This is a genomic window from Halomonas sp. (assembly GCF_052095765.1).
Classification (GTDB): Bacteria; Pseudomonadota; Gammaproteobacteria; order Pseudomonadales; family Halomonadaceae; genus Halomonas.
Window position 1 is genome coordinate 1 of record NZ_JBQDJZ010000093.1, and the last position, 10,316, is coordinate 10,316.

General features: G+C 58.6%; 8 protein-coding genes and 1 pseudogene. 5 read left to right on the top strand and 4 right to left on the bottom strand.

The window, feature by feature from the left end; genetic code table 11:
• The 4 genes from pheA to ACTH3D_RS11095 all read right to left on the bottom strand — a co-directional run.
• Positions 1-1,038 (bottom strand): prephenate dehydratase (gene pheA, locus ACTH3D_RS11080; protein ID WP_441667170.1); only part of this gene is annotated, 1,038 nt, incomplete at its 3' end.
• A gap of 3 nt (positions 1,039-1,041) precedes the next feature.
• The gene (serC, locus tag ACTH3D_RS11085; protein ID WP_441667171.1) at positions 1,042-2,145 is read right to left on the bottom strand and encodes a 3-phosphoserine/phosphohydroxythreonine transaminase; all 1,104 of its coding nucleotides are present in this window, start codon (positions 2,143-2,145) and stop codon (positions 1,042-1,044) included.
• A 17-nt stretch (positions 2,146-2,162) separates the two neighbouring features.
• Positions 2,163-4,952, bottom strand: a complete 2,790-nt coding sequence (gene gyrA, locus ACTH3D_RS11090) for a DNA gyrase subunit A (protein ID WP_441667172.1) — start codon at positions 4,950-4,952, stop codon at positions 2,163-2,165.
• 110 nt (positions 4,953-5,062) lie between these two features.
• A complete protein-coding gene (locus ACTH3D_RS11095; protein WP_441667173.1) occupies positions 5,063-5,485 on the bottom strand; it encodes an acyl-CoA thioesterase in 423 nt (140 codons plus the stop codon).
• A gap of 181 nt (positions 5,486-5,666) precedes the next feature.
• Here ACTH3D_RS11095 and ACTH3D_RS11100 point away from each other — a divergent pair, with 181 nt between their 5' ends.
• From ACTH3D_RS11100 to ACTH3D_RS11120, 5 genes and pseudogenes are all read left to right on the top strand, one after another.
• The gene (locus ACTH3D_RS11100) at positions 5,667-6,623 is read left to right on the top strand and encodes a recombination-associated protein RdgC (protein WP_441667174.1); all 957 of its coding nucleotides are present in this window, start codon (positions 5,667-5,669) and stop codon (positions 6,621-6,623) included.
• A gap of 25 nt (positions 6,624-6,648) precedes the next feature.
• A complete protein-coding gene (locus tag ACTH3D_RS11105) occupies positions 6,649-7,893 on the top strand; it encodes a 1-acyl-sn-glycerol-3-phosphate acyltransferase (RefSeq protein ID WP_441667175.1) in 1,245 nt (414 codons plus the stop codon).
• A 43-nt stretch (positions 7,894-7,936) separates the two neighbouring features.
• Positions 7,937-9,145, top strand: a complete 1,209-nt coding sequence (locus ACTH3D_RS11110; RefSeq protein ID WP_441667176.1) for a cation diffusion facilitator family transporter — start codon at positions 7,937-7,939, stop codon at positions 9,143-9,145.
• 90 nt (positions 9,146-9,235) lie between these two features.
• Positions 9,236-9,517: a hypothetical protein gene (locus ACTH3D_RS11115; protein ID WP_441667177.1), complete on the top strand. Its 282-nt coding sequence runs from the start codon at positions 9,236-9,238 to the stop codon at positions 9,515-9,517.
• 425 nt (positions 9,518-9,942) lie between these two features.
• Positions 9,943-10,316 (top strand): annotated as a pseudogene (locus ACTH3D_RS11120) (tRNA uracil 4-sulfurtransferase ThiI); the annotation flags it as partial.

Consider the following 10,316-nt stretch of genomic DNA (forward strand, 5'->3'; position numbering starts at 1 on the left):
GACTTCTTCAAGCACCGCCGCTACTCGAGGCTCGTCGTGATGGCCCTTGAGATCCATGAAGAACACATAGTTCCACACACCACTGCGCGACGGACGCGTCTCGAGTCGTGTCATGTCAATCTGGTGGCGATGGAACGGCTCCAGCAGCTCATGCAACGCACCAGGCTGGTTGCGCATGGCCACCACAATGGAGGTCTTGTCGTCCCCGGACTGGGGCACGTCCTGATCACCAATGATCAGAAAGCGGGTGGAGTTGTCCGGCTGATCCTCGATCTTCTCGGCGATATGCGTCAGGCCGTACAGCTTGGCCGACATGTCGCCGGCAATGGCTGCGCTGTGCCACTCGGTCTTGACCAGCCGCGCCGCCTCGGCATTGGACGACACCGGCACGCGCTCGGCCTGCGGATAATGGGCATCCAGCCACTTGCGACACTGGGCAAAGGACTGCGGGTGCGAGTAGATCCGCGACACCTTGTCCCGCCGGGTGGTTTCGGATACCAGCAGATGATGGTGTATGCGCAGCACGACTTCACCGCAGATGCTCAGACCAGACTCCATGAAGGAGTCCAGGGTGTGGTTGATCACGCCCTCGGTAGAGTTTTCTACCGGCACCACGCCATAGTTGACGGCGCCGGCTTCGACTTCGCGGAACACCTCGTCAATGGCCGCCATGGGCAGACTGATGGCGCTTTCTCCGAAGTGCTTGAGCGCCGCCTGCTGGGTAAAAGTGCCTTCCGGGCCCAGATAGGCCACCTTGACCGGCTGCTCCAGCGCCAGGCACGCCGACATGATCTCGCGGAACAGGCGCGCCATTTCCTCATCGGAAAGCGGTCCCTTGTTGAGCGCCATGATGCGCCGCAACACCTGGGCTTCACGCTCGGGCCGATAGAACACCGCCTGAGCATCGTCTTCTGCTGTTTTGACATCCGCCACCCGACGAGCGCAATCGGCGCGCTCGCTGATCAGGCGCAGAATATCGTTATCCAGCCGGTCAATGTTGTCGCGCAGCGCGTCCAGCGACTGTGGGGTCTCTGCCATGGGTCATCCCCTGCGTTGTTCAAAGTCAGCCATGAAGCTGATCAGGGCGTCCACTGCCTGCTCGGACACCGCATTGTAGATACTGGCCCGCATGCCACCTACGCTGCGGTGCCCCTTGAGATTCAGCAGGCCGGCAGCCTCTGCCTCCTGCAGGAACAGACTGTCGAGACGCTCGTCGGCCAGCACAAAAGGCACGTTCATACGCGAGCGGTTTTGCGGCGCAATCGGGTTGGAATACAGGGCGCTGTTATCAATGGCGCTGTAAAGCATTTCGGCCTTGCGGGTATTGATGGCATCCATGGCCTCAAGGCCACCCACGTCATGCTTGAGCCACTGGAATACCAGCCCGGCCAGATACCAGCTGTACGTAGCCGGTGTATTGACCATGGACCCACCCTTGGCAAGCGCCTGATACCCCAGCAGCGATGGCATGCCGGCACAGGCCTGATGCAGCAAGTCATCACGCACAATGACCACAACCAGCCCCGCCGGGCCGATATTTTTCTGGGCGCCCGCGTAAATGATGCCAAAGCGCGAGACATCCAGGGGTCCGGACAGCATGCTGGATGACATGTCGCAGACCAGCGGTACTTCACGGCCGTCCGGATGTACCGCGCGGGGAATGTAGTCGAACTCCAGGCCGCCGATGGTCTCATTGGCGGTGTAATGCAGATAGGCGGCATCCTCGCTAAGTACGATATCTTCCTGGCGTGGCAGCACCCTGTGACTATCGGCTTCACTGCTGGCAGCCACATAGGCGGCACCAAACAGGTGGCGCGCCTCATCAATGGCTTTTCTACTCCAGATACCGGTATCCAGGAAGTTGGCAGTTCCCCCTTGACCAAGCAGGTTATAGGGCACGGCAGAAAACTGCAGCGTGGCCCCACCCTGGGTAAACAGCACCCGATAATTGTCAGGAATCGCCAGCAGCTCGCGTAGATCCTGCTCGGCCTGTTCAGCAATCGCTATGAACTCGCTGGAGCGATGGCTCATCTCCATAACCGAAAGCCCGTACCCTCGGTAGTCTTTCATCTCGGAGCGCGCGCGATCCAACACAGCAGTGGGCATCGCAGCAGGGCCAGCACAGAAATTAAAGTGTCGTGTCATTACTCTTCAACGCCCCTTCAGGATTCCAGATCGGTGTCATCAGCCTGTTCGCCGCCAGCACCTTCTTCAGCCATTATCTCGCCGCCATCACCTCGACTGTCCTCGCTTTCATCGCCACCATCTTCGTTGCCGTCATCAGGCAGCTCGTCGATACGCACTGTCTTGACCAGCGACTCGTCGCCCGTCATGCGAATCAGCGTCACACCTTGGGTGTTGCGCGAGGTAATCGAGACTTCCTCGACGCGGGTGCGCACTAGGGTACCGCGGTCAGTGATCAGCATCATTTCATCGTTACTATAGACCTGCATAGCGGCCACCAGCGCACCGTTACGCTCACTGGTCTGCATGGCAATGACACCCTGGCCACCACGCCCACGCAGCGGAAACTCTTCCAGCCGGGTACGTTTACCGTAGCCATTTTCGGAGGCGGTCAGGATATAAATCTGGCCATCGCCAACCGGCACTGTTTCGGTGCCCTGCCCGTCGCCCGACTCCATGCTCACGCTTGTGCGCGCGCCGCTTTCAATAGCTGTCTCTGCCGGTGAATCGACGGCTGATTCGTCTTCGACATCGATCATCTGGCTTTGCGGGATGATCAGGCTGATCACCTCGGCACCGTTCAGCAGGCGCATACCGCGCACACCGCGCGCGGTGCGGCCCATGGAGCGCACATTGCTTTCTTCGAAGCGGATCGCCTTGCCGTTGGAGGACAGCAGCATGGCATGATCGGAGCCACTGGTGATCTTGGCACCTACCAGGCGGTCGCCTTCCTCCAGGTCAATGGCTATCAGGCCGACGCTGCGCGGCCGTGAGAACTGCTCCAGACTGGTGCGCTTGACGGTGCCTCGGGCGGTGGCAAAGAAGATATAGCTGTCCGGATCGTAATTACGTACCGGCAGGATGGTGTTAATCGACTCGCCTTCATCCAACGGCAGCATGTTGACCAGCGGTTTGCCGCGCGAACCGCGGCTGGCTACCGGCATCTCGTAGACCTTAAGCCAGTAGACCTTTCCGTGGTTGGAGAACAGCAGCACGGTGTCATGGGTAGACGCCACCAGCAGGTGCTCGATAACGTCTTCGTCTTTCATGGCCGTGGCCGACTTGCCGCGCCCCCCGCGACGTTGAGCCTGATAATCTGACAGCGGCTGGGTCTTGGCATAGCCAGTACGCGATACCGTCACCACCATGTCTTCCTCAGCGATTAAGTCTTCCATCGACAAGTCGAGATGGCTGGCCTGAATCTCGGTGCGGCGCTCATCACCGTACTGGTCGCGCACGGCGACCAGCTCTTCACGGATGACTTCCAGCAGGCGCTCGGACGAGGCGAGAATCTCCATCAGCTCGGCGATGCGCTCAAGAATGCTGGTGTATTCATCGAGCAGCTTTTCTGTCTCAAGTCCGGTCAAACGGTGCAGGCGCAGTTCCAGAATGGCCTGGGCCTGAGCCGGTGACAGCCGGTATTCGCCGCTGTCGTCGCTAAGGCCATACCCCTCTTCCAGCTCTTCGGGCTTGCACGACGTAGCACCGGCGCGCTCCAGCATGCCGGTCACTTTACCCGGCTTCCAGGTACGGGCCAGCAGCCTTTCCCTGGCTTCGCTGGCTGACGGCGACGCCTTGATCAGCTCTATCACTTCATCGATGTTAGAAATCGCCACCGTCAGGCCTTCAAGCAAGTGCCCGCGTTCGCGGGCTTTTCTCAACTCAAACAACGTGCGGCGGGTGACAACTTCGCGGCGGTGGCGGACAAAGGCCTCAAGAACTTCCTTGAGGTTCATAATCCGGGGCTGGCCGTGCTCAAGCGCCACCATGTTGATACCAAACACATTCTGCAGCTGGGTCTGGGCAAACAGGTTATTGACCAGCACATCACCGGACTCGCCGCGCTTGGTTTCGATCACCACCCGCAGGCCGTCCTTATCAGACTCATCGCGCAGCTCGGCGATGCCTTCGATTTTCTTATCCTTGACCAGCTCAGCAATCTTCTCGATCAGCCGCGCCTTGTTCACCTGATAGGGCAGCTCAGTGATGATGACATGGTCACGACCGGTTTTTTCATCGTGCTCAACGGTATGCAGCGCACGCACGTAAATGCGCCCGCGTCCGGTGCGATAGGCCTCGACGATACCCGCCCGGCCATTGATGATGCCGGCAGTAGGAAAATCAGGCCCGGGGATGTACTCCATGAGATCGTCAACACTGAGCGTATAGTCATCAATCAGCGCCAGACAGCCGTTGATGATCTCGGTCATGTTATGTGGCGGAATATTGGTGGCCATGCCCACCGCAATGCCCGAAGAGCCGTTGATCAGCAGGTTAGGCACTCGGGTCGGCAGTACCTCGGGAATCCGCTCGGTACCATCATAGTTGTCGACCCAGTCGACGGTGTCTTTCTCAAGATCGGCCAGCAGCTCATGGGCCAGGCGCGCCATGCGCACCTCGGTGTAACGCATAGCTGCAGCATTATCACCGTCAATGGAGCCAAAGTTACCCTGACCGTCAACCAGCACATGACGCATGGAGAAATGCTGGGCCATCCGTACGATGGTGTCGTAAACCGCGCTATCACCGTGAGGATGGTATTTACCGATCACATCGCCGACCACACGGGCTGACTTCTTGTAGGCCTTGTTCCAGTCGTTGCCCAGTTCATGCATGGCAAACAGCACCCGCCGGTGCACTGGTTTCAGACCGTCACGCACGTCCGGTAGCGCTCGGCCAATAATCACGCTCATCGCGTAATCGAGGTACGACTGCTTCAGCTCATCCTCGATATTGACTGGCAGAATCTGTTTGGCGATGTCACCCATGGGTCGTCGAATCCTTTGCACTGCAACAGGTTGGCGCGTCACGCAAGCGTGACATATGGCGCAATAACAGCGTCACATCATACCACCCCAATCGAGGCAAAGGCAGCGGGCTATTCCATCACCAGTGGAGTCATAGCGTCGCGCAGCTCCCCCTCAACCGGTACTGCCTTGTTGGCCGCCACATCCAGCAGCACAAAGGTCACATCGGCACTGGACACCAGCTTGCCGTCCCTGGCACGACGGATATCCTGATGCATGCGCGCACTGCGTGTGCCGAGCTCGGCCAAACGGGTCTCAATTTGCAGATCGTCGCCATCCACCGCTGCACGGCGATAGTCAATGTTGAGATTGACCGCAACAAACGCCACCCCTGAGCGCCTGACCACCTCAAACAGCTCAGGGCGCGCATCAAAATAATCCCAGCGCCCCTCTTCCAGAAACTCCAGATAACGCGCGTTATTGACATGGCCATAGCCATCCAGGTGATAGCCCCTCACACGGATGGGGGTAATGGTCATCAGGGAAGCATCCATCAGATAGTCTCCATAAAATGTGCACAGAATCAGCTCGAGCAACGATTTAGCCAGCGAAATGGCGCGCATTCAAACGATAGTTTAAATCCACCAGTGTTTCGACACTGTTCTTGGCTCTCTGCTGGCACCACCGCTCACCATTGGCCATAATGACGCTCTTTTGTTTGCTGGGAAATGCTCCATGTGGTTCAAGCACTTGCACTTATATCGCCTGCACGACGCCCCACAGCTCGACGCTACAACCCTTGAGAACGCCCTCGACGAGCAAGCATTCCGCCCGCTGGGTGGCAGCGAGCCAAGGCGCCTTGGCTGGTGCGCACCAGCAGGACGCGCGGGTCATCACCTGTTGCACGAGCTGCAGGGCCAGAGGCTGATCACCGCACTGCGCCAGGAACGACTACTGCCCGCGGCTGTGGTACGCGAAGAGCTCGAAGAGCGCGCCGACGCCATTGAAACCGCTGAAGGTCGCAAGCTGCGCCGCCAGGAAAAGCTCGCGCTCAAGGAACAGATCTACGAAGAGCTGCTGCCCAGAGCCTTCGTGCGCAGCCAGACGGTGGACCTGTGGTGGGACACGACCCGCTCACTGATCGCCGTCAATACCAGCAGCCGCAAACGCGCCGAGGAAATTCTCGACTTGCTTCGCGACACCCTAGGCAGCCTCAAGGTCACTCCGCTGGCTACCCATACGCTGCCCATACGCGCCATGACCACCTGGCTCGGTGATCCCGGCACTCGCCCGCAGGACATGGTGCTTGGCGATCAGGTCGAGCTCAAGGCCAAGGGTGATGAAGGCGTTTTGCGTGCCCGCCAGGTGGACCTGGATAGCGATGAGATCCAGCAGCTATTGGAAAGCGGACGTCAGGCCAGCAAACTGGCGCTGGGCATTGAAAGTCGGCTCAGCTTTGTGCTGCACGATGACTTGGCGATCAAGTCGCTACGCTTTGACGATGCCTTAATTGACGAAGCGTCCCAGTCTGACGACGGTGACGACGCCCTGGTACGCCTAGAAACCGACTTCCTGCTGATGACCCAAGCCCTGGGGGAATGCATCGACAGATTGGTGGCCTGGCTCGACGGCGAAGCCAGCTCGCAGGCCACCCCCCAGACGGCGGCGCAGACAGTTTCATATCCCGCATGACCGATAACGGCCCGGCAAACACACCATGAACAGCGACAGCACTATCAAAACCCATGACAGTAGCCCCAATATCGACGACAGCAACCAGGACCCGTTTGCAGCCATTCGCCCGTACAACGACAATGAGGTTGCTGAAGTACTGGCACGCCTGGCACATGACCCGGAGCTTCTTGACGCCCTGACCCGTTACCGGCTACCCCGTCTGGCCCGGCTCATGCCCCGAGTGGCTCGCGCCCTGGCCAGCATCGTCGTACGCTGGGAAGTGCGCAACGTGCACAGCGTCAACGAATTCCAAAACCGCATTGCCGGCTACATGCAACGCATGATCCGCACCACCACCGACAGTTTTGAGGTAGAAGGACTCGACTCGCTGGGTGAGCTCAAGGCCGATACCGCCTACCTGTTTATCGGCAATCACCGTGACATCTCGCTGGACCCGGCCTTTGTCAACTATGCGCTCTACCTTTCGGGACGCGATACGGTCCGCATCGCCATCGGCGATAACTTGCTCAAAAAACCGTATGTCACCGACCTGATGCGGCTCAACAAGAGCTTTATCGTGCCACGCAGCTCGCGAGGCAAGCGGGCCATGCTGGCCGCCTACCAGTCGCTTTCCGCCTATATCCGCCACTCGATCACCGCTGACAACCACTCAATCTGGATGGCCCAGCGCGAAGGCCGCGCCAAGGATGGGATCGACCGCACCGACCCCGCCATCATCAAGATGATTACCATGGACCGCCGTCGTGAAGATCGCAGCTCAGACATTGGCGATGCGGTCGCCGAGCTGCGTCTGGTGCCGGTGTCGATCAGCTATGAGTACGACCCCTGCGATGTGCAGAAAGCCCGCGAGCTCGATGCCGTCCAGCGCAGTGGCAACTACGAAAAACAGGATTTCGAAGATATCCAGTCAATCGTCGCTGGCATTACCGGCCACAAGGGTCGCGTCATGCTGCGCTTTGGCACACCGCTGGATGCCCGTCACACCAGTGCCGAAGCAGTCGCCGCCGAAATCGACCGCCAGGTGCTACAGAGTTATGAGCTGTTTCCCAGCCACTACCTGGCCCTGGAAGCACTCGGCGAGGCCCCTGACCTGATGGACAGCAGCGCCATCAGCGCATCCGACCGGGCGCGATTTAAGGCGCGGCTTGACGCCGTACCAGAGTTTCTGCGTCCGCTATGGCTTGCCCAATACGCCAACCCAGTGAAATCACGGTCCAGCAGCCGTCTTACATCCACGCAGGACTTTTCAGTAACGCCAGGCCAATAACGTCAGACGCCGATGACCGGTCGATGAGAGAGTAACAGCACCAATGGATACACAAACAGCGGCGCAGCAGCGCCAGCAGAATACACGCAAAGCCCAGCGTGTCACCCTGCTGGGTGCGAGCATCGATCTGGTGGCGGGTATTGCCAAGCTGATTACCGGCTGGCTGGTGGGCTCAGCCGCTCTAGTCGCCGATGCCATTCACTCCTTTTCTGACCTAATCACCGATGTGTTTGTCCTGGCGGCAACGCACTATGGCCGTCAGGCACCTGATAGCGACCACCCTTACGGGCATGGCCGTATTGAAACATTGGCGACCCTGCTGCTTGGCAGCGTACTGATTTTTGTTGCCGGCGGCATTGCCTGGTCCAGCCTGGAAAGCCTATTTGCCGACCAGACAATAAAGCCGCCGGGCTACTGGGCAATTGGCGTTGCCATTATCGGACTGCTATCCAAGGAGTGGATCTTCCGCTTTACCTTGCGCGTAGCCAAGGAAATCAACTCCTCACTGCTTGAGGCCAATGCCTGGCACTCACGCTCCGATGCGCTGTCGACCGTTGCCATCCTGATCGGACTGGTTGGGGCTCAGCTGGGAGCTGGCTGGGTGGATACCGTGGCCGCCCTGGTGGTCGGGTTGATGATCGGCTATGTTGGTGTAAGGCTGATGTGGGAGTCCAGTCGCGAGTTGATTGATACTGCCCTGCCACTGGACGAACAGCAGGCGCTGCTCGAAGAGGCTAGCGCGGTTCCTGGTGTTCACGGCGTACATGACCTGCGTACCCGCCGGGTAGGTGGCGATGTATTGCTCGATCTGCACCTTGTCGTAGCGCCCCGGGTTACCGTCTCTGAAGCCCACGGCATCGGCAATGAAGTATGCCGTCGCCTGTATCAAGCCTATCCCAAGGTTATCGATATCACCTTCCATATTGATCCTCAGGACGACACCGGTGCTCCGGACATCGAGATCGGGGCCGACTTGCCGCTGCGTGACGAGGTCGAGCGCCAACTGAATAGTGTGTGGCAGGCACAAGCTGCCTGGCAACAGCGTATTGATCTAAACCTTCACTACATAGACGAACGCATCGACGTCACCCTGTTTGTGCCAGAAAGCCAGCCGCCCACCAGTCTTGACGCCGCCTCCGCGACACTGCGCGCCGCTACCGCCGACCTTGAATGGATGGGCCAACTGCAGCTGTGGCAGGGGCCGGTCAATGAATCTCGATCCCGGCAACAAACGTGCTATCGTCCCAGCTAATTGCCAGTAAAACGCTGATCAGCGAACCACTCTTTTTTAGCGGCCAGCGGTATAGTCAACAACTGTTCAGATACCAACCAGGAGCTCAACATGTCCTCATCACAGATCCAGAAAACCCGTGTGATCAATGAGCTGCGTGAATTCATTCGCAAACTGCTGCAAGATCCTAAGGTGCTCGAGCAGGCGCTCGACGTGGCCAGAAAGCACTTGGCCGAAGACAACCAGAAAGATGTGATGACGCGGATCGCCAGCGAGATTTCCGACATCACCAGCATCCATATTCCTGAAGACCCTGCCGACCACTCTGAAGCTGACCGTCTGTTTCTTGAGTTGCTCAAAGAAGTGGTCAATGAAGAGCAGGCACTTTACTGATCAAAAACAGGTAGACCCGCTGAAGCGGGTCTACCTGTTTTACGACTGTCTTTAACTCACTATTGTTGTCCCCCGCCTGAAGCTGTTGAAGCATCGTCATGGACAAAGCGTCACCGGCCCCTTGTCCTCAAACTTCCTACTGACATTACCGACCAGCCCGTTCTCGAGTTGCAGTTCGGCGACCAGTCCCAGCTTGAGTAGCAAACTGTCCGGCCTCGTTCAAGCCATCCACCGACATAAAATCAAACGGGGTGGCAATGACACTGCCGTATTTTGAGGCCCAGGACAGCCCACCCTTGATGCCATCGTCACGGCAAGTGCCTGCGGCTGGAGGCAGTCGAAAATGTTAATATTACGCCCTATCACCTTACCCTAATTCGGTCGCGCTCTGTATGTCTTATCTGCTCAAGATGTCCCCAGAAATCATGATCAAGTCACGCCAGGTGCGTCGCAACATGAGTCGCCACTTGGCCAGCAACGTTCGCACCATTGTGCGTCGTCACGCACCTGAAGCCCGGGTCAAAGACGCCTGGGATCACCTGCACTTGCGCCGCGTGTCGCCAAGCGCGACGCTGACCGCGATGCTGGCCCGTATCCCGGGTATACATGAAGTCCAGCTGGTGGACCTACTGACATACCAATCGTTTGAAGCCACCCGCGACCTCGTCGTAGCACACTGGGCTGATAGCCTTCGTGGCCAGCGCTTCCGCGTCAGCGTCAAGCGCAGCGGCCGAGACCATGATTTCAGCTCGCCTGAGCTTGAACGCTACCTGGGCGCGGCACTGCTGGCCGCCAGCCC